Source organism: Oleiphilus messinensis (assembly GCF_002162375.1).
GTDB classification, from domain to species: Bacteria; Pseudomonadota; Gammaproteobacteria; order Pseudomonadales; family Oleiphilaceae; genus Oleiphilus; species Oleiphilus messinensis.
In genome coordinates this window covers 1,429,836-1,450,413 of the sequence record NZ_CP021425.1, presented here as the reverse complement: position 1 = coordinate 1,450,413, position 20,578 = coordinate 1,429,836, and the positions used below count along the sequence as shown (strand labels likewise).

The 20,578-nt window shown below is 47.5% G+C and carries 17 protein-coding genes and 1 pseudogene; 9 read left to right on the top strand and 9 right to left on the bottom strand.

Going from position 1 to position 20,578, the window contains the following annotated elements:
• The first annotated feature begins 120 nt into the window (after nt 1–120).
• Nucleotides 121–351: a hypothetical protein gene (locus OLMES_RS06305; RefSeq protein WP_087460482.1), complete on the top strand. Its 231-nt coding sequence runs from the start codon at nt 121–123 to the stop codon at nt 349–351.
• A gap of 73 nt (nt 352–424) precedes the next feature.
• Here the strand turns inward: OLMES_RS06305 and OLMES_RS06300 are convergent, their stop codons facing one another.
• On the bottom strand, nt 425–1,669 hold the full coding sequence (locus OLMES_RS06300) for a right-handed parallel beta-helix repeat-containing protein (RefSeq protein WP_087460481.1): 1,245 nt from the start codon (nt 1,667–1,669) through the stop codon (nt 425–427).
• A gap of 523 nt (nt 1,670–2,192) precedes the next feature.
• The gene (locus OLMES_RS06295) at nt 2,193–3,770 is read right to left on the bottom strand and encodes a vWA domain-containing protein (protein WP_087460480.1); all 1,578 of its coding nucleotides are present in this window, start codon (nt 3,768–3,770) and stop codon (nt 2,193–2,195) included.
• Nucleotides 3,771–4,096: 326 nt separating this feature from the next.
• Here OLMES_RS06295 and arfB point away from each other — a divergent pair, with 326 nt between their 5' ends.
• Together arfB and OLMES_RS06285 are read left to right on the top strand one after the other, a co-directional pair.
• The gene (gene arfB / locus OLMES_RS06290) at nt 4,097–4,519 is read left to right on the top strand and encodes an alternative ribosome rescue aminoacyl-tRNA hydrolase ArfB (RefSeq protein ID WP_087460479.1); all 423 of its coding nucleotides are present in this window, start codon (nt 4,097–4,099) and stop codon (nt 4,517–4,519) included.
• Nucleotides 4,520–4,667: 148 nt separating this feature from the next.
• Nucleotides 4,668–5,543, top strand: a complete 876-nt coding sequence (locus OLMES_RS06285; RefSeq protein ID WP_198343241.1) for a TonB-dependent receptor plug domain-containing protein — start codon at nt 4,668–4,670, stop codon at nt 5,541–5,543.
• 96 nt (nt 5,544–5,639) lie between these two features.
• Here the strand turns inward: OLMES_RS06285 and OLMES_RS06280 are convergent, their stop codons facing one another.
• The 4 genes from OLMES_RS06280 to OLMES_RS06265 are packed head-to-tail and all read right to left on the bottom strand — an operon-like array spanning nt 5,640 to nt 8,493.
• A complete protein-coding gene (locus OLMES_RS06280; protein ID WP_087460478.1) occupies nt 5,640–6,035 on the bottom strand; it encodes a PaaI family thioesterase in 396 nt (131 codons plus the stop codon).
• Between the two features lie 39 nt (nt 6,036–6,074).
• Nucleotides 6,075–6,623, bottom strand: coding sequence for a PaaI family thioesterase (locus OLMES_RS06275; RefSeq protein WP_232465276.1), 549 nt, complete (start codon nt 6,621–6,623; stop codon nt 6,075–6,077).
• Nucleotides 6,610–7,626 (bottom strand): BtrH N-terminal domain-containing protein, encoded by a 1,017-nt coding sequence (locus OLMES_RS06270; RefSeq protein ID WP_232465275.1) that lies wholly within the window; start codon nt 7,624–7,626, stop codon nt 6,610–6,612. Before OLMES_RS06270 ends, OLMES_RS06275 begins: the two co-directional genes overlap by 14 nt.
• Complete coding sequence (locus tag OLMES_RS06265) at nt 7,627–8,493, bottom strand: metal-dependent hydrolase (RefSeq protein WP_087460477.1); 867 nt, start codon at nt 8,491–8,493, stop codon at nt 7,627–7,629. It abuts the gene before it with no gap.
• 405 nt (nt 8,494–8,898) lie between these two features.
• Between OLMES_RS06265 and OLMES_RS06260 the strand changes: the two genes are divergently transcribed.
• From OLMES_RS06260 to OLMES_RS06245, 3 genes are all read left to right on the top strand, one after another.
• The gene (locus OLMES_RS06260) at nt 8,899–10,518 is read left to right on the top strand and encodes a methyl-accepting chemotaxis protein (RefSeq protein WP_087460476.1); all 1,620 of its coding nucleotides are present in this window, start codon (nt 8,899–8,901) and stop codon (nt 10,516–10,518) included.
• 691 nt (nt 10,519–11,209) lie between these two features.
• Nucleotides 11,210–12,280 (top strand): hypothetical protein, encoded by a 1,071-nt coding sequence (locus tag OLMES_RS06250; RefSeq protein ID WP_157678185.1) that lies wholly within the window; start codon nt 11,210–11,212, stop codon nt 12,278–12,280.
• A gap of 13 nt (nt 12,281–12,293) precedes the next feature.
• Nucleotides 12,294–12,725, top strand: a complete 432-nt coding sequence (locus OLMES_RS06245; RefSeq protein ID WP_232465274.1) for a type 2 periplasmic-binding domain-containing protein — start codon at nt 12,294–12,296, stop codon at nt 12,723–12,725.
• Between the two features lie 345 nt (nt 12,726–13,070).
• Here OLMES_RS06245 and OLMES_RS06240 read toward each other — a convergent pair.
• Both OLMES_RS06240 and OLMES_RS06235 read right to left on the bottom strand, forming a co-directional pair.
• A pseudogene (locus OLMES_RS06240) lies at nt 13,071–13,445 on the bottom strand (transposase); the annotation flags it as partial.
• A 252-nt stretch (nt 13,446–13,697) separates the two neighbouring features.
• Complete coding sequence (locus OLMES_RS06235) at nt 13,698–14,624, bottom strand: substrate-binding periplasmic protein (protein WP_087460472.1); 927 nt, start codon at nt 14,622–14,624, stop codon at nt 13,698–13,700.
• A 231-nt stretch (nt 14,625–14,855) separates the two neighbouring features.
• On the opposite strand from OLMES_RS06235, the gene OLMES_RS06230 reads away from it, so the two are divergent.
• From OLMES_RS06230 to OLMES_RS06220, 3 genes are all read left to right on the top strand, one after another.
• Complete coding sequence (locus tag OLMES_RS06230; RefSeq protein WP_087460471.1) at nt 14,856–15,575, top strand: IS4 family transposase; 720 nt, start codon at nt 14,856–14,858, stop codon at nt 15,573–15,575.
• 82 nt (nt 15,576–15,657) lie between these two features.
• Nucleotides 15,658–17,058: an IS1380 family transposase gene (locus OLMES_RS06225; RefSeq protein WP_087460470.1), complete on the top strand. Its 1,401-nt coding sequence runs from the start codon at nt 15,658–15,660 to the stop codon at nt 17,056–17,058.
• A gap of 533 nt (nt 17,059–17,591) precedes the next feature.
• On the top strand, nt 17,592–18,857 hold the full coding sequence (locus tag OLMES_RS06220) for an IS701 family transposase (protein ID WP_087460469.1): 1,266 nt from the start codon (nt 17,592–17,594) through the stop codon (nt 18,855–18,857).
• 156 nt (nt 18,858–19,013) lie between these two features.
• On the opposite strand, the gene OLMES_RS06215 is transcribed toward OLMES_RS06220, so the two are convergent.
• Complete coding sequence (locus OLMES_RS06215) at nt 19,014–20,390, bottom strand: hypothetical protein (protein WP_087460468.1); 1,377 nt, start codon at nt 20,388–20,390, stop codon at nt 19,014–19,016.
• Between the last annotated feature and the right edge of the window lie 188 nt (nt 20,391–20,578).

Genomic DNA, 20,578 nt, shown 5'->3' with positions numbered 1-20,578 from the left:
TATGGTTTGCAGTAATTATAAACGCAGTTATTAGTGCTCCAGATTAGTTGAATAAACACTGGTAGCCAAAACGAGTCGGCGTTACAGTATAAGTTCACGCAACAATAATCGGACAAAGAAATGAGAAGAAGACCAATAATAGATCTCAATTTGGAGGACGACGACGGGTCTCCTGTAAAAAGCCTTTCCGAACTATCGAGAGAATACCCTGATCTTCCGGGATTAAGGCAACAAGCGTTAGCAGAAGAACAAGCGCAACGCCGATATCGAGAGGAAATCGAAGCGGATGAAAAGCAACAAGCCACGGACAGCTCGAACAAAGTGCAGGTTGATAAAGATTCCGGTGGCTGAAGCCACCGGCTATAGCACTTACCCCCTACGGGGGACACTGGGTGCACTTCCCCCTCCAGAGGTATTACCTTCTCTACTGACACAAATTATCAGCAATGATTCCCGTGCCTTCACTCGACAGGTTGACGCCACCCGATGCGTCATTGTCGCAGAAGTTATTGTTTTGTACGTTTAACCCGGTAACGCCTGCGTCAAACCGAACGCCGCCGTAGGCGGAGCCCTGTAGGCCGTTTTGATTGATCTGGTTGCCATTTTGAGATGCGGATCGCAGTGTGATGTCATCACCTTCTTTGACATAAACACCCCACTTCTGACAGCCGGTGATGGTATTGTCGCGGATATCGAGATCGGAACCGTCTTGTACGTAGATGCCGTAGCGTTTGCAATTGCTGATGGTGTTGTATTTTACGGTGACATCTTCGGAGCCGGTGAGGATGTGGATGCCATAACGGGTGTTGTTGATCACATTGTATTGAATAACATTTCCGGTACCGGACGGGCCATGCACATCCTCTCCAACACCAATACCCCGACCAATAACATCGCTGTCTGGATCGCCCTCTATGGTGTTATAGATCACGTAGTTGTTGTATTCCCCATAACCATGTAGATCGATTGAGTCCTGGACGTTGTTTTCGAAATAGTTGTTTTTAATCATAATGTCATGACTGGGATTCCAGTCAACTTTGTTCCCCTGGATGACGACGCCATGACGGATTTTAGGCCCGATAAACTGGCTGTCATCTACCCGGCCTGCGTTACAACCATTTGTAAACACCACACCATAGCCATGCCCGCCTAGATCGGTCTCCGTGGCATCGAGAAATCGAGATTCATCGACCCGGCCATTTACTGTGTTGTTGAAGTAAACTCCGTGACGGATAAAGCGGTGTAAGCTGCTGCCGCGAATAGTGACATTGGTGGCGTTTTTAACGTAAACCAGAGACTCAACACCCTGGCTTGCAGAGTTACTTTTCAGCCGGAGATTTTCAATGGCGACATCCGATACACCGTTAGCATAGATCAGGTAGGTATCGTCACCGTAATACAGAGTGGCCAGTTCTGATTCCTGATAGCTCACCCCTTTCAAACTGACATCACTTTTCATCACAATGGGCGTTCGCAGATGAAACTTTCCAGCGGGAACTGAAACAACATCACCCACGTTCGCCGCATCAATTGCGAGATTGATCGCGATGGCATCATCATCGGAATAATCACCGGGTGTTGCGCCAAAGTCGGTGATGTCCAGTATCGCGGCAGATAACGGGAAAGATAACGTACAGGCTAAAACTTGAACACTCGTCCTGAGAGACATTTTGATTTTCCTTATACAGTATTATTTCATTTTTTCTGTCATTGATTGGCGTTCCGGGATCAACGCAGAACTGAGGCATACATGGCCCAAAGCATAATATGAGACTAAAAGTTTAAACGGAGAACCCACTCAAAACGCTGCACTGGCTCTCATAACTTCCCACTGCGAGTACGCAGAAAAAAAATTACCGACGAGTTATTTGGGTTACAAGCTGAATCCAAGGCAAAGCACTTCTCCGTAACATCCACAACAGTCCAAACAAAAACGCTATAAATATCACGGAGAAGTGCTCTTTCGAGCACTGCCCTTTGGCGACAAAGAGTGGTGAGACGTTTCCTGCTCTACCCGCTGAGCTACCATATCAAAACACAATATGGGCGGGATTCGAACCCGCGACCCGGTCACCCCTAATGATGTAGTCACACCGGCATTCGCCAAATTTTAAAAAGGCTGGCCAACAAGGTTTTGAGCGAGACACTACAGGGAATGTAGTCTTGCCCGGCATTTGGCCAGTTAATCGTTTTCAGCTCAGGGACAGACGGTTGATGGCCTGTACCCAACGCTGAGGTTCGTTGCGGATGAAATCATCGATCACGCTGAAAACCTGATCGGAAAATCCGCCAATATTTAAAATATCCTCACGCTCAATGGCTTGCGTTGTTCGGTTTGGCACGACATCGATACACACCAGTTTTGCATCCGGGTTTCGCTGTTTCAGGATAGACCATTGCGCCATCACACCGGTACCGGCCCCTGATCTACTTGCGTACCCGTAGCCGAAACGTTGGGCATCCACCCAGGACTCGTTATCACTGACATAGATCACGGTATCCACTTTCGCTTTCTGACGATTTAACTCGATCAACGGTGCAGCGCAGTTGGTTCCACCGCCTCCCAGCCCCGCCAAACGTGCGGCGTTACTCATGATGGAATCCCGGGCATTCAACCGAACCCAATGCACTTTGGTATCAAACGGCAATACCTGTGCTTTCGGATTGCGCGCCACAATTGCAGCAGAGACCAGAGCCGCAACATCCACACAGCGGACTTTACTGCTGGCACCTTTGCGATATCCCGTAACCGGTTGCGTCATGGAGTAACTGGTATCTGGCAAGACCACCACATTACCCGAAATTGCGGGTACATTTTGTAGCGCAATTTCCATCGCGTCCTGCAGTGCGTCTATTACCGAATCCGGTACCGTTTCATCGGCCATGAAGTACGCCGCCATCAGTTGATAGGGGAATACTTTGGCACGTCGAATGGCCTTTTCATCCCGCAGTCGTCGCGCGATCACCTGATCCATACCGTTTACCCGGAACACACCGTGACGGGCGAAGGTATTCAGATTCATCCGTGTCATTTGCCAGTTAGCATTTCGAGCAATGCCGACCCAATGATCCGTGCTGAGGTTCAAAGCTGTCAGCAATCGAAAATCAACATCCGGCAATGGCATTGCCTGGTTCTGCTTGAACCGCTCATACTCCTGAACCACTTTCGGTAAATCACTCGCGTTATGATTTTTACCAATCAAGTAGCCGTAAAACGCTTCCCGCATTGCATTTTCAGGTTTAGGTCTAACCATTTTAATAACATCCTGCAGGGATGGCGCATTGCCCACTGAGTCCATAAACAGCGACGCCTCACCGCGGCGACTGATCCACTCTTTAACCAGCCGTTTGGGCATGGTTCCCAATGATCTACGACCGATCACACCAGAGCGCAGGATCTGCACAAAATTGCGAACCATGCGACCATTATCAATCACCCGGGGGAAAATCACAGGCACCCACTCTGGCCCTTTCACGGTCAGCAAAGCAGTGAGAAATGCGGGCATATCCTTCATGTAACCCCGTTCCCGGGCGAAAACCGCCAGTTTTGCCAAATACTCGGGAGAGACTTGATCGGCATAGCTCATGACCGTAGCAATCTGATCAACCGCGCCAGCATAAAATGTCTGATTAAAACATCCGGTCATGGCATACTGCGCAAGTGCCTGTTCAGCAGTATGTTGATAAGCACGACCGCCTGCCTGATTGACCGCATCCGCCGCCGGGATCGCTCGACCGCGTCGCGTATGAAAAATAGTCGTGTTCGCCATGTTCGTCCCTCCTGTTGTTCTCCCTGAGCAATGTTCCCAGGCACCGTGATTTGTTGTGCAGATAAAAGCATGTGGTGTGCCAGATTCGGTGCAACGAAGAATAAAACTTTAAACAAATGTTTTTATTGAACTTTTATGGCGTTAACAATTCATGAGGGGATAGATAAACAGCATTTTATTATCTGCAACGATACTAATTTATCTATTTCGATAAGCAATCTAAGCCACCGCTACTTTGATAACTGGAATGGGCTAGACCTACCCTCCTCCAAATCCATACAATGAATACACACCCAAAATCAAACAACCGGATTACGAGTTAACTTATGGCCGTCGCACTTACGCTTTCCAACCATGTCAGCCTTGCAGACTGGGAAATCGAGATTTCGGCAATTCGCGCCCAGGGTGCGGGTGGGCAGAATGTCAATAAAGTGTCGAGTGCAGTGCATTTACGCTTTGATATCAAACGCTCGACCCTGCCAGCATTTTACAAGGAACGACTGCTGGCGTTGTCGGATCAACGCATTACTAAAGAAGGTGTGATTATCATCAAGGCTCAACAGTTTCGTACCCAGGAACAAAACCGGGAAGATGCACTGGAGCGACTCAAGGAATTGATATTGTCGGCGATTGTGCAACATAAATCCCGGCGGGCCACTAAACCAACCTATGGCTCAAAACAACGTAGAATGGACAAGAAATCACAGCGGGGTAAAACCAAAGCGCTCCGTGGCCGGGTTGATCACTAGCCTGGCAGGACATCGCTGGAGTCCGAAGGATAGCTCCAGCCAACACAAATCTAAATGATAATGATTTTTATTTGACTTAATTATTAACTCCGGGTAATGTTGCCTCACGAAATGATGACGTGGCAGTTCAATAAGGGGTTGGTAAACGATGAGTCATAAAACTTGGGTTCCGAAGATAACACTGGGAATGGGTCTGGCCACACTGGGACTCGGCGCAGTCGCCGCAGACGGATCCGACACACCGACATCGACACTGCAATCCGTAGTGATCATGGGCGAGAAAGCAGAGCGCTCCATTAAGGAAACCACATCTTCGGTCGCCGTCATCTCCGAGGACAAGCTCAGCGGGATGCGTTATAAAACGCTGCGCGAGGCGGTTTCGGAAATCAACAATGTGGTGACTTTATCCGGCTCTGTCCCGGATATTCGAGGTGTATCGGGGAACGGCTCGGCAGGTGGCTTCAATTCCATTTCCGGAGGTGCAAAGGCACGGGTTTCCACTTTGATTGATGGTGTCGCCGAGCCCTTTGTAGCAGATCTGACCGGCGACAGCGGCCTCTGGGATATTGAACAGATCGAAGTGTTCCGCGGCCCGCAGTCCACCAGCAATGGTCGCAACAGTATTGGCGGCTCAATCGTTATCAAAACCAAAGACCCGAGCTTTGACTGGGAAGCAGCCGGACGCCTGGGATACCGCACACAAGCGCAATATATCGATACATCCGCAATGATCTCGGGCCCGATTCTCGAGGACACCCTCGCCTTCCGGATTGCGGCACAACGCCTGGACGGCGAAACCCTGACCAACGATGCTCAGGCATTCGAAAGCAACCCACCAAGCTATGACCTGAATGAACTGATATCCGAAAAGGTTAGGGCGAAGCTACTCTTGACCCCTACAGATCAACTTCGCACCCTGTTCGCCTACTCCAGCATCCGGAGATACAGGTCGTATTTACTATGCTGGCGAGGATATCAGGGCCCGAGGCCAGACATGCAACGCGGTTCCAAAATCCCGCCATGACTGTTTTCTCTCCTTGTAAATCGTGGCAGTGCCATTAGGGTGTAGCTGCTCAGCACGAAGTAAAGTTTGTGATATGGTCACATTACACTCCTTCGATTAACGTGTGTAGATAATGCGACCGATTGAGACGAGTTTTTTTTCCAGATAGATATCCACTGAAACAACGATAAAACGCCTGCCCGCGCGGACAAGGCGAGGCTCCGCGCGAATATTTCCGGCAAACGCTGGTCGCAGATAATCAAACGTCATGCTGCTGCATGAAGGCACCTTCTCAAGTTCAAGCGATTGGACCAGATAGAGAGCGGCAGTGATCTCGCCAAAACTTGCGAGGATGCCGCCATGAAAAGTACGCAACAGCGTGTTGCCGATATGCTCCTCGCGGAAAGGCAATTGATAGGCGATACCTTCATCCGAAGTCACCACTTCAAGCCCAAGAAATTCAACAAAGGGCGTAGTCTCAAGCATCTCTTTCTGGAGTTGGTTCAGCACCATTGTATCTATCCTTTTCTTAAGCGTGTCAGAAATGTTGGCTCACACATTGTCCTGACTCCTTTCCGTTATCGGCGAATCAAATGCAGGGCCAAGGGTACCCACAGCAAACGAGCCAGACACCGAAGCCAGCAAGGTTTGATCTGAGTTTACGAAAGCGCGGCCGCGCACATAGGCAATATCGCCTTGCACAGCAAAACACTCCACCTCACTGTAAACCCCCTCACCGACAGGTGCTTCGTTAATAAAGTCAACGCGCAGATCAACCGTGGCAATCGGGCGCATATCGCCAAGCTGGGAAAAGATTGCCAACCCACAATTGGTGTCCAGTAACGTGACTACCGCCCCACGATGCACCCCCCCAGCTCGATTGCAAATAGTATGGCTGCAGGCGAGACTCATCACGGCTCGCCCCTTGCCGATTTCCTCCACTTCCACACCGAAGGCATTGAACAAAGGATGAGATGTTCCAAAAAAGGTCTTGGCGATAGCTATATTACCATCCGCCATCAAGGTATCTTTCACTATAATAGATCCATTCTTTTCAAGTCCGTAAGCGCTGGCGATTTGCTGCGACTCAGCTAAAAACATCCAGCACACGTTGCACGTACTGTGACTCGCGCGTCCTTACATGCTGAATGGCACGCTCAATTTCGGTCAATGGAAACACCGTTGACTCGGAGCCCATTTTGAGCACTGAAGCCAGATCAGACCAGCTCGCTGCCGCGCCGCGCATCAATTCCACCAACTTCGCGCTTCCCACTGCGGGCAATATCTCGCTCGCCTCTTCCAGAAACTCGGCGTACATGGCACGAAATCCGGCACCGCCAGTACCACGCTTTTCGATTACCTGATAGGCAAAACGCAGCGACCAGTGCCAGTTTCCCTCCTCTGCCCAACGTGGCAGCGCCGCAACCCAAGTATCCAATGCCTCTAGACCACTGAAACGATTGCCGTTTGCCAAAGAACAGGCGTTATCGTACAGTGCTTTGCGCACACGTTCTGATGTCACACTGGTATCAATAGCATGAGGCGCGAACATGCTGCCATGATGAATGAAGGGTGGTGAAGTGGAAAAACGAGCCTCCGCCAAGCTTCCCACAGGAACTGCGATAAACTCTGGGCGTTCGGTATCGCTGACCAGCACCTCCTCACGTTCCATATCGAGCAACCACGCCACGATAGCATGCCCGGGAAAATGCGTGCTGCTGCCAAAATATGGAAGATGGTAGATATCCGTTAACAACAATGCTGGCCGATTTTCCTGCAATGCATGATGAAGAGCTGTACTGGCGGACAACTTGGTGCTATAACTGGTCCAAGCAAAAGGCACCGCCAATGTTTTAAATACCTTTTCTTCGAAGCCCATTGAACGCACATGAACAATGAACGGGGTATCGGAGCCTGGTAGTTCCACGTAGGTAATACCGAGTCCCGCCCCAAGGCCGAAACAGCAGGCTTCGCTCATCATTACTCCGTGGAATTCAAGCAAGTCACGAATCGCTGAACTGCCACAGTGCCTTCCCGGCCTGTGGCAGTGAGTCGTGATCGCCTTTAGTCTAGCCACCTCAGTGGCGACTTTCTCGCCGGCCACTCAGGCTACCTCACTCATCGGAGCGGTTCCGTATACAGCCACAGAAGCACGCAGCGGTTTACCATGATCGCCGTATTCTTCCAACCATGCCGCCACTTTTTCTGGCTTACCCGTATCCCAAGGGTGAACGCCCGAGCGGAACCCATCCAGAAATTCAGGCAACATTCGGGTCAGAATTCCAGTGCGACCATAGATTCGATTCAGCCCACGCAGCACACTCCCTGGCTGGCGCATAGCGACATCTAGGCGCAACATGTTTGCAAAAACCGGCCCTGCTACCAAATGAAGCACCGACATAGTATCCACCAGCGCCGAGGCTCGCATTAGATACCCACCGCCTACCGCAGTTTGGTAAACGTCATAAACCACTGCCTTATGCTCAGCCCCTTCCACTCCATACCAGAGAAACAGCGCTCTCATCACAGGGTTGGCCTCGCCAAACACGTCAACATATTCTTCAAGCATTGCCTCTCCCAAAGTAGCCGTAAAGTGCTCGAAAGCCGCTGTCATCGCCAGCTGGTACTTTTCTGGCAGATGCTTTTGTGAGGAACGAATAAAACGCCTCAGATTGCCAGTAACCTGGTCAACATATATATCCAGCCTAACCATTTTCTCATTGATGCGGTCATGGACAATACCATGCAGCCCCTCTTGACGAGTGAAGTGGCGGATATCTTCACGCAACCCCGGCTCCTTTATTCGATCCTCGTGCCGCCCCGACTGAATAAAAAACCACTCACCCTCGGGGAAGTGCACCGATAGGACATCAAAGAAACGAGCTCGCACGGAACCTCCACCATTCCAATGTCGTGGCACAGTGGATACATCAAAAGTTACTTTTCGTGGCTTTATTGGTATCGCGTTCATAAAGGTACCTCCGAACAAGCCTTCATAAGGTGTTGAGCATTACGGAGAGTTTATTGGTTAGCCAACCAGTTTTCAATATGATACCAGGACATTTTAGGGCCTTATACAGGGGCAACCTAGCAATAATCAATCGATTTGATTACATTACAATCAATTCACAATCATACAAGAACGACTTAAAGCAAAACGGCTTGTTGCTCTCCGAGGAGCATTGAATAATCCATTGGATTCTATTCAAAATGGTTTGTGACTGAGCATTTTTTAACCTACACTTGAAATATGTGCAACCAAATTGATCATTTATTGCTAGATTACCCTGATTTTGATGAGATGTTAACAGAAACCTCGAAAAACCGGCATATTTGTCTAAAATTAAACAATAACAACTAAAAAATTGAGGTGTGTATGCATTTTTTCCGAAAGCTGTCTATCCGACAGAAAATCCTGTTGATACCTTTATTCGGTACACTTGGATTTCTGTCTTACTTTCTAGTCAGTATCAGCTACATCAACAACACCGTCACGTTGCTGGACAACGCCCGAAATGTCGAGTTCCCGCTGCTTATGATGGCGCGCAATAATCTGGCTAAACTGGAAAAAATCAAGGATACACTAAGTACTGCAGTATCTGCGAGTGAGGCCGAGATGCTGGAATCCACCAAACAGCTGGCGGATGATATTCGTGTCAATTTTGTCAAAGCCAAACAGGTCTCCACTGAAAACAAAGCTACCATAGAAACCCTCTCTGCAGCCTTTGACAAGTACTATTCCCTCGCGTTTACCCTCTCTAAAGAAATGGTTGACGGCACCATCGATTATTCAACGGTGGGACAACGCAGTGCGACCTTGTCGAGCTCCCTCAGCACCCTTGAATCTCAATTGAAAGATTTTGATAAAGAGCGCCTCGCTACGTTCACCGGCGCCTTCGACAACGCGAATCATGCCGCAAGTGATATCACCACAATTGGTATGACCCTGGGTTCAGTGATGATTTTTATCCTTTTTGTCGTTGCCATCCCCATCAGCTCAACCATTAAAAAGAATCTGCAAGGTGTGATCGACACCTTAAAAAACATCGCACAGGACAATGGTGATTTAACGATACGGCTAAAGAGCAATGCCCAGGACGAAGTGGGAGATCTGGTGCATTGGTTCAACAGTTTTGTCGACAAGCTGCAATCCATTGTCAAAGAGATCGTGCAAACCGCAGAACCATTGGCCAATGCATCCCAGTCCGTCAATTCTCTGAGCCGGGACCTGCAATCCGCGATGGCAGCCCAGAGCCAGAATACACAACAAGCCAAACTGTCAGTAGATGAAATGAGTCTCAGTGTACAAAATATTGCTGAAAACGCTTCCGATGCTGCCGATGCTGCTCGCCAGGCAAACCTCGAAGCAGAAAAAGGGCACGGCATTGTGAATCAGACAGTCACCGGCATTCAAAGTCTGGCTCAACAAATACAGTCTGCTGCCACGGAAGTTTCACAACTGGAAAAGGATGTAATGCGGGTCAATGTCGTATTGGACGTAATAAAAGGCATTGCGGAACAGACCAATCTACTGGCTTTGAATGCAGCTATAGAAGCGGCACGAGCCGGAGAACAGGGCCGCGGCTTTGCTGTAGTCGCCGATGAAGTCAGGGGCCTGGCGTCACGGACTCAGGAATCGACAGAAGAAATCAATTCAATGCTGCAACAACTCCAAAACGCAGCCAAGGCTTCGGTACTTGCCATGGAATCCAGTACTGAACATGTCAATCAGTCCGTCAGTCTGGCGGGCACTGCCGGAACCAGTTTACAGGCGATCAGTGCTACCGTGAACACCATTGATTCAATGAACGATCAGATCGCTGCAGCCACCGAAGAACAACAAACTGTTTCGGCGTTAATGGTACAACATGTCGAAGAAACCCAGCAGCAAACGGAACAGGCAGGACATTACTCTCAGGATTTACTGACACTGAGCAACGAACTCAATGGAATGGCGATGAGCCTGAGCACGGTGGCACAGAAATTTAAAGTGTAATGAAAACGGCTATTGTAACCTCAAAAAGCCAGACAGAGCCCGGTCTCAGCCATTACCGGGCAACCATTTAATGTACACGTGTGCATTTTTAAAATCTTCTTCTAGGGGCTGTTGACGTTTCGAAATATATTGTTGATTTAAAATAGAAACCAGCATCATTATAGTTATCACACAACGATACAACGAGTTTGCTATGCCCCGACTAATGCTCAGTGACGAGCTTTGGTTGAAGCTGTTGACTGCTTTGAATACGTCATAGGTGACAAGATAAGAGACAGAGGCTCGATTCCGATGATACCAAGGCGTCGTAATTAAACGATTGGTAATAATGATATGGACTGGGGCTTATACAAAAGATGTCAGCTGATCTCGCCGCCATTGAGGCAACTAGGGCAGGAGAGCAAGGCTGTGGCTCTGCCGTCGTGGCAGATGTGGCTCGTTCACCTGCATCAAAAAACACAAGATTCTACTGAGGAGATTAATCACACAACAAACAGCCTCATTGCTGCCTCGAAAGTTGCAGTCATATAGTGGAGGCAGAGCCCACTCTAGCAAGTCAAATTCGAGGAATGAATTCAATACAATTTCAACAGACATCGCAGCGCCTAGAAGTCAGTTCAGATTCAAGTTGCTGCGGCTGTTTTGTAGTAGAAGTAAGCTAATTTTTAACAAGCACAGTGGAGATATTTAGATGCTAAAAACGAGATTTACTATTACACAAGTAATCAGCAGGTTAATGCTGGCTAGCTACTTGATTGCGCCGGGGCTATCCCATGCTGTTGATGTTACATGGAGTGGTTTTGCATCGTTTGCTGCCGGACAAACATTGGGAAGCGATGATACAGAGTATATGGTTGATAACATTACCGGGGGAGCGTACGAGGATACCTTGCGCTTTCTACCAGAAAGTATTATGGCCATACAGACTTCAGCCCAAGTGAACGAAACGATTTCAGCAACGGTACAGGTAGCAGGCAAAGGTTCAAATGAGACAAGTTTCGATACTTCCTTTGAATGGGCATATGCCACACTTGCGGTAACTGATGAGACCTGGCTCAATTTCGGTCGCTTCCGTGTGCCTCTGTTCTATTATTCCGATTTTTTAGATACATCTTATGCCTACTATTGGTTAAGAGCCCCGATAGATATGTACGTAGCACCATTTTCAACGACGACGGGTATTTCTCTGAACGATTTTCGTTATCTAGGTGATGTTGAGTTGTCCACACAAGTTTGGATCGGTGAGGAGCAATTTGAGCTTCTTGGCTTTCCAGGTGAGATTACTGACAGCGTGGGCATAAACTTAATGATAGCTTACGACTGGATTAAGTTACGCGGAGTGTACAGCTCCATGGACACTGTGATTGAAGGATTGGGCGCGGACACTAATTTAATTTATACAGCATTCGCCATAATCGCAGACTATGAAAGCTTCAAATTTAGAAGTGAATACGGGAATCTTGAAGATACTAATACCGGCATAGAAGATAAATTTGGGTATGCTTCGGTGGGATACGCTATAGGCAGTTTTACCCCTCATTATACCTATTCCGAGCAAGACAGAGCCGCTTTCTTTCTCGCAGAAGCAGAAACTCACACCATAGGGGTACGCTGGGATTATTTGCCTGGTACAGCGTTTAAATTGGAGTACTCAAAATCTACGACAGAAACAACGCCATGTGATCCTATGAGCGGGATGTGTTTTCCTCCTCAGGAAACCGAAATTGAAGTAATCGCCGCAGCCATTGATTTCACTTTTTAGGGAGAGACTTAACATGATTAGAATCAAAATAGCCGCTTCTATAATAGCCTGCATTACAGCATTCCTCTCCCCCCCTTCCTTTGGGGAGGTGGTCGTAGTTGTTAATCCGAACAGTTCCATATCAGAACTTGATGACAAGTGGCTTAGCGCCATATTCTTAGGAAAGAAAAAGAAATATCCGGACGGTAGCTTGGCAGTTCCTGTTGAGCAAGAGACAGGCACACCGGCCAGGGATAAATTTAATGAGAAAGTCATTAAAAAGAGTGAAGTACAGTTGAAAGCTTTTTGGTCTCAGCGGATTTTTACAGGTAAGGGTCAACCACCCAAACAGGTCAGCGGGAGTGCTGACGTGAAGAAATTGGTATCAGAAAATCCGGCAATCATCGGCTATATTGATGCATCAGAAGTGGATAATACTGTAAAAATTATCCGAAAGCTTGAATAGCATTTTGCTATTCAGAGCCTGCTCAGAAAGCTGTTAAAAGGCACTGCCCAATTGAGCAAATGTTGATTCGCTCCCTGGCTAATTTATTAAAGCCTGAATAAATCGCGTGGGTAATCATGTTGCTGATGCACTGTGCGCAGCTTTTGAAGTAAAAATAAAACAGCTTCAGGAGAACCATCAAACTCATCACCAGAAAGATACTGTTGATCCAGGCAACTGAGGTATCGGCGCCTTTCGCCCTGATGTAATCTAGGAGTCTGTCGGATTATCCACATCAAATCGGTTAATATAGAAGCATCCAAAAACACAAATAAGACGAAAAAATATGGCTGTTCAGTTTAAACTCATTTCTCCGACACTAATTCCTTTCAGATATAACCACGGTATAGCGGCTTCGAGTGAACGGGTTTTCCTCACATAGGGAGGAACAAGTGCTGACCGAAACGTGACTGGCTCTCCTGTTCTGGAGCGAACTTTCGGTACTTTCACTGTCACAGAGCCAATGCCTGTTCGTATCTCACGTTCAGGCAAATACCCGTTGCGAATAACTGCAGCTCGTCCATCCTCGGTTGTTTGACCTGAAAACCGGGTAAGCAGCTCGCTTAATTCAGCTTCAACGGCCTGCTCAATCAACTGGCGAACACCTTTTCTGACCAATTCGCTCAAAGGGTCTTTGCTTTTCTCTCGACTATCAAAACCAACAACGTTACTCTTGCTCATAGTGGCGTATTCCTTTGGTAGGTTTCTTTGTTTAGCGACAACAAACCGATCAGATACGCCGCTTCTTTTTCAACCCTTCCATACACCAGAATCAACTATACCTTTACAGCCAATTTGAACAGTATTGTTTTCTCATGGATGGAGGTGATGATTATGGCTGAATTTCTATCGAAGCTTGAGAAACTTTTAGCCTGTAGGGATAAGCTCGTTTAAACCATGAGTAGGTTTATGAAAACGGTTACTGACCGAGGTTTAGTGCGCTGTTTCTGGTGTGGTCCGAAAAAGCTTAATTTTACCCTTTTCACCATCAGTCTGAGGCTCATTCAAGGGGTCTAGGCGAAGGTTATGGTAGATAGTGCTTGCGATGTAATCACTTTCTACTAAGCTACTGATTGTGCTGTTAATTTTGGTTTGTAGAGCGGGAAATTGACGTATCAGCTCGTTCCTTAGTATAGTTCGAACCCCTCGATGGAATACTTCACCAATGAATTCCAGTTTGGCAAACAAGTTATTGATTCGAGCTTGATATGCAAACGAGATATCTTCCGTGATAACATACGTGATTCTTCCCATGTCGAGTAAGTTTATCAACTGCGTGTCGGTACGAACGAATAAGGTTTGTTTACTCAGTGATTCTAATTGATGAACACCCATTGGGGTGTAATCAAATTCGTTCAACATTCCAATTCGCGAATTTTTTAAGAGCTTTCCTGATCGTATCTGTGCCAAAATAATGCTGTTTTTTGTTGGATTTGACTGGTAATTCGAGACAGATTTTAATGTGAACACCGAAACTGAAGATTTATACAAATCGATTGACGACCACATATGTTCAAATGCAAGTGTGTCATTAAATGTCGTCGTAGAAACTACACCATCGAGCTCACCGCTTAATAGCATCGTTGTGATTCGTGGCCTTGGTAAAAGGATCACTTTAATGGAAATATCGAGTCGTCGATAAAGTTCTGCTATAATTTCAAAGTCTATTCCAGTCATTTTCCCAGTTGAGCTGACGTGCACAAATGGTGCAAAGTCCTCAGATGCCGCTAGTGTCAAGTGTTTAGGAAGAGACGAAGTTTCCGCCTGAATTGGTGATACCACTCCGGGTAGCACCAATAACGCAAGGATTATTAGTGTGATCTTCAACTGTTCGGCATAGCTTAAGTACTGCTTACTCATACCGCCCCCACTTCTAATATAGAAATAGATAGTATGGACTAGTAGATATCATTTTATCAAATTTGAGGCCTATTAAGAGAATCAGTTAACGGAAATCCTCCCACTTTTAACCGAAGCTCATAGGTAGAACATTAAGCACAAATATAGGGTAACCCAATGATATTATTATGGATTCATTCTGCGATAAGGTAGATTGTTAGTCGCCAAACAATCAACCGACCTTAAAGCAGAATGAACCAGCGTAAATTTACCACATTTCTCGAAAAACTCACCCACTCCTTCAATCCAGAAAAGATCACTAAAATCGCAAAACAGGCAGATTTCTGTGTTCGGCAAAGACGAATCACGCCTTTCAAGCTAGTGACTTGCCTGGTTGCCATAATGGCGTCTAGCACCATTGAAAGTGTAGCTGACATTCAGCGTCGATATTGTGAGTGGTCTGACAGCAACATCACTTATCGTGCCTTTCACAACCAGTTTTCGAAACCAGAGTTTCCCAAATTCATGCGGGAAGTGTTGTCATCACTTCTCACTGACTGGTTGCAGCCTGCACTGGCATTTCCGGAAGGCCACTCTTTTCATCAGTTTAAACAGATCCTGATTCAAGATGGCAGCTCATTTGCCGTGAAGGATTCGTTGAAGAAGTCGTTTCCTGGCCGTTTCAAAACCGTCAGTCCTGCCGCAGTTGAGCTTCAGGTGACCATGGATCTTTTGGCAGACCAACCATGCACTATCTCGTTGACGCCCGACACAGCCAGCGAGCGGGATTACCTCCCTGAGCCACAAACTCTATCTGGGTGTCTGTTACTGGTTGACCGGGGTTACTTTGATTTGGATTGGTTTCAAGATCTGCAGGATTCTGGAGGGTTTTATGTCGCACGATGCAGGAACAACATCAACCCCATCGTTGTATCTGCTCATCCAGGGCAACCTAGCCCGGATTTTTCATGAAAGGAGGCAAGTTCCGCCCAATCACTTGATATAATTGGGTCGACCAAAAATAAGCTTCGGAAGAAGCAAACCGGAACTTGCCATGACTAAATTTACACAAGAACAGCTGCGTTTTCACCCCTCTACTGGAAAAACCATTCGGGCTGACTTTAACGGTGGGGAATTATCGTCTGATTTTGGCGCTCTTTTGCTACGGGAAAGCATGCTTCAAAGCGACCTAATCAGCAGGCTCACAGATGCTATCAACGACAGACGCCATCAATCCTACATCGATCACTCCTTGAAAGATCTTCTAGTTCAGCGGGTCCTGCAAATGGCCTGCGGCTATGAAGATTCCAACGACAGCAATTTCCTGCGCAAAGACCCTATGTTTAAGCTTGCCGCTGGGCGCCCGCCTTTGGATGATGATAAACATCTTGCATCAGCTCCCACCTTTACTCGGTTGGGGCAGTCTATGACTCGATCAGACATTTACAGGATGGCTGAAGCATTTGTGCATCACTTCATCAGCAGTTACGAGCGACCTCCTGCTGCGATCATTATCGATCTTGACCATACACCGGCGATTACTCATGGAGGCCAGCAGCTGAACCTGTTTAATGCCAAATACCAGGATTACTGTTATCTGCCGCTGTTGATTTTTGAGGGACTCAGTGGCAAGTTGATTACGGCGGTTCTTCGCCCAGGTAAAACGCCAACAGGTAAGGAGAATGCCGCAATTCTCAAACGACTCATCCAGCTGCTTCGGAAAAGATGGCCGAAAACTCATCTATTGGTTCGGGGAGATAGCCATTTTGCCCAACCAGAGTTGATGAGGATCGTTCAGGATGATCCCAATTCGGATTACGTACTTGGTAAAGGCGCAGGGCATAAAACGGCTTTGCGCCCCAAGGCTCGAGCGTTGTTGGATGAAGCTCACCAGGCTCTCAAGATCAAAACCGGGCTGGCAAAACTAAACAACATGGTAGAACCAGATCGGCTCAGGCTCTATGGGGAAACGGAGTATCAGGCAGGGAGCTGGAAAGGGCTGGATACTCGAATCATTTACAAGGCAGAGGTGAATCAGCAAGGCGAAAACCCTCGTTTTATTGTAACTTCGATCAAGGAGGCATCTGCCGAAGCCATATATGAAGATCTTTACTCTCCAAGGGGACAGGATGAGAACTTTATTAAATACCTGAAAAATGACCTGTCAGGTGACAGGCTATCAGATCAGAGTTTCCTGGCAAACCACCTGAGGATGTTTTATGCCTGCGCCGCTTATGTTCTTCACTATGAGTTTAGAACCCAAGCCCTCAAAGGCACTGAATTGGAAAAAGCGCAGCCATCAACGGTAATAATGAAACTCTGCAAAATTGCAGTCAGGGTCGTTGAATATAAAGATAGGATCAAACTTCACTTGCCTAGTCGCAGTCCATTCGAGACTCTTTTGCGGCATGTAACAGAGTCTTTTTACCCAATGCCAGCGCGCAGGTCAGGCTAGCGATGTTTTAAAAGCTAAGTCAGGAAAAATACCAGCCAGACGAAAGTGATTTGGGGGGGGGCTTTCACTTTGCATTAGCAAAGATGGATAATATGTGCTCAATTTAGAACTGAGTTGGGACGTAATGTCTTTCTCAAGACGAACAGAGCAACGAAACCAAGAAAAAGGCCGCAATTAAATGACCTAACCATTCGCTGCTGCTTGTTTATGAAAAATCCGGGCTAGCAATAATAGGCTATCCAGAGAATACACTTGGTTTTTATCATTTCGAGGATCCGAAATAATGCTAAATGCAGCTAATTCCATTGTTCTACCTCCCTTTTTGTTGCGAGTGTAACAATTAACGATTTGAATTCAGATATTTAAGCTTACTAAAGTTTAGAGTTTCAGAGGAAAGAATTCGAACCCAGTAAGACAAAATGATTGACTTTGCGGCAGGTTGCGCGCTGCTGCGCCTTATAAGACTTTTTAAAAACATAGCTTTATAAGGCGCGGCCTTCAGAACGAAAACCGATTAAGTTCTGGAGGCCGCTATGGACGCTAAGGGATACGGCAATATCCCCGAGATCCTGTTTGATTGGATCACATTTTTGGTTAAAGCTCTACCCCTACGTTCAGTACCCACCTTTATTGAGTTACTGATTGGGGCGATGCTCACGCCAACAGGGTTTGTCACTGATGCCTGGTTGATGGTGGCAATGAAGCGCCACTGGACCAGTTATTTCAAGTGGTTGCAAAAGGGAAAGTGGTCATGGGTTGCACTCGCGCAACAGCTGGGTCAGTTACTGACTCAATGGTGTCCCAATGAACAGTGGTATTTGGCCATTGATGATACCTTGGTGCTAAGGAATTCCAAGAAAGCACCCAGTAGTCAGTTTCATCACATGCATGGTAACAAGGCCAACCGCCCGCAATTTGTTCGCGGCCAGTGTTGGGTCAGTTTATCAGCGATTGTTAAGGGGCAGAAACAAGCCTGGTCGATCCCACTGATCTCGCGCTTAACGCGAGCCTGCGGGAACGGTAACAAGCTGGTAACGGCAGGCATTTTACTTCGCGTGATGAGGTCATTTTTTACCGGGGCCACCGTCCTGATGGATAGCTGGTATATGCGAGGTACGCTGATTGCCTCCCTTCAAGGTATGGGGTATCACGTTATCGGGCAAGTCCGAAAGGATACCGCCTTATACGATGTTCCAGAACGAACCGGGAAAAGAGGACGCCCTCGAAAGTACGGAGAGAAATACACACCAGAGCGAGTCACTAACCTGGAAGAGACTTGCGCCAATGTCACGATCTATGGACGACAGCAGTCACTGAGGTATCGAACAGCGATAGCCAAAGCCCGCTTTTTAGATGGGCAGCTCGTAAAGGTTGTGTGGGTGCAGTTTGAAAACGAAGACGGTAGCTTAAAACCTGCCCGGCTCTTGTTGACGACTCGAACGAATATATCGGGCATCGACATCATAAAAGCCTACGCCAAGCGCTGGAGTATTGAGCCCATGTTCCATCAGTTAAAGAATCGCTGGGGCTGGAATGAGACTTGGCAGCAATCCAGACAGGTGCTGCATCGGTGGGTTCAGATCATCTCTCTCAGCTATGCGCTGGTGCAGTTGCTCACTTATTGGAAAGAGTCGGCAGGTCAAGAAATGCACTTGGACATCCCTTGGCGCAAACATGCGCCGATTACGGCGGGACTGGTTCGGTTAAAGCTGCAACGGAATTTACAGCAAGTTGCCGTGAGGGATTGGTGGGACGTAAAGTCTCGAATATTTAAACCGCCAGAGAGGGCTATTGAGTAGTATAAAGACTCTCGCTAGCGAAAAGCCGCTTAGAATAAGGCGGGTAGAAGAGAAAGCAGAATTTATCCGGTCAGAAATCAGGACTGGGGATCATGCTCAAATTCTAAACTTTAGTTAAGCTTAAATTGATCAATTATTACTAGGTTGCCCTGAGCCCTAGCGCAGCTCCAGCGCATATAATGTTGCGTTTTTTAAGGTAATACTGAGCTCCAAAACCTCCCCGAAAGGTACGGTTAGCCACAAATCAGACTCATCCTGATTTTCAACTCGAAAGCTCGCCACCGAGTCGCCCGCCTCCGAAATGCTGATCTCTGCCACCCCGCCCCGGCTATCGATGTTCAGCCTGAGACGTCCTTCCGGTGCCGCTGAAGGTTTCAGCACAAGTCTGCCGCTTGTCGAGGTCGCACCCACCAACCGCTCTTTCGGAATCCGAGCACACCGAGTGACCCAGGCAGGGTCCACGACAGAACCGGTATAGTCTTCCTCATAACAACCATGCACATAGTTGCTATCGGAGTAATAGAGCTTGATTTCATTGTCTTCAAAAATCGGTGTGGATGCGGTGGTCACCATGCCACCTTGTTCACCAAAATTAAGATCCCAGGGTATAAAAGGCTCGTCACTTAATCGGCGCCATTGCTTGCCATCGGGACTGTAGGCCAGAAACACTTCCATTTTGCCGAGATTGGTTCCTGATTTAAATTCACGATCAATTTCAAACAGCCACAACATGCCAAGATAGCCCTCGCCATAGGGAAAAGGGCACAAGCCATAAAAGTCAGCCCAGGAAAAGCCTCTGGCACGAGCGATTTCATCTTCAGCCGGGCCGGGAATCCAGACGGTTTCAACCTCACTCCAGCTATTCAGATCTTCACTGACGGCACGCCCTACACAACGACGGGTTCGCTCTTCAACATCCACTTCGTAGGTTTTGATCATTGCGGTGTACCCATGGCGGTCTTTATAACAGGGCGCCACATCACTCACCCAGGTTTTCCCGGTGAATTCGTTTTTAAAGGCCAGCATCGGGATAACCGGATTTTCACCCGTGGCACGAAAACGCTGACCACGCTCGGAGGCCAGGCTATGGTAGCCGCCTTCCCCGAATGCAAACATTTTATACGGTAACGGGCTGTCCGGGTCATACATGACACTTGGCATATGAAAACCAGCCACCAGATTCGTCAGGGTTTCGCCCTCCCCCACTTCCGGCGGTGTATCGACACAGACAGTATCATTGCCCTGAATAATTTCATGCACATGAGCACTAAAGTCTGTCGCATTGAATAAGGGCCGCTCCCAATTCAGGCCATCGTCTGAGCGGGCATACCCTACTTTGACTGCATCGCCACATTGATAAAACATTTCATAGCCAGACTCGGTCTTCAAAACCGAGCCATATAAATTTACCCGGGGATATTCCCATGAATACTGCGGCTCCAGTACGGGCGGGCCGGGTAGAATCCTGGCTGGGATAAAATCAATATTGTCAGCGTAATCTATTTGATTATCTGCAGGGAAAAGTATCAGCAAAATGAGACCTCGAAAACTGTAAAAGACGACATACCTTTGAAAAGTTTAGCAATATTTCGAGTCGCGGAGATAAAAAAGACGATAAAAAAAGGCCAAAAAAAAGGTGACCGAAGCCACCCAGATTGAAACTATTCCTTTGCAATACACGATTAATAAACGAGTATTCGTCGCAAGCGAATCAGTATGCT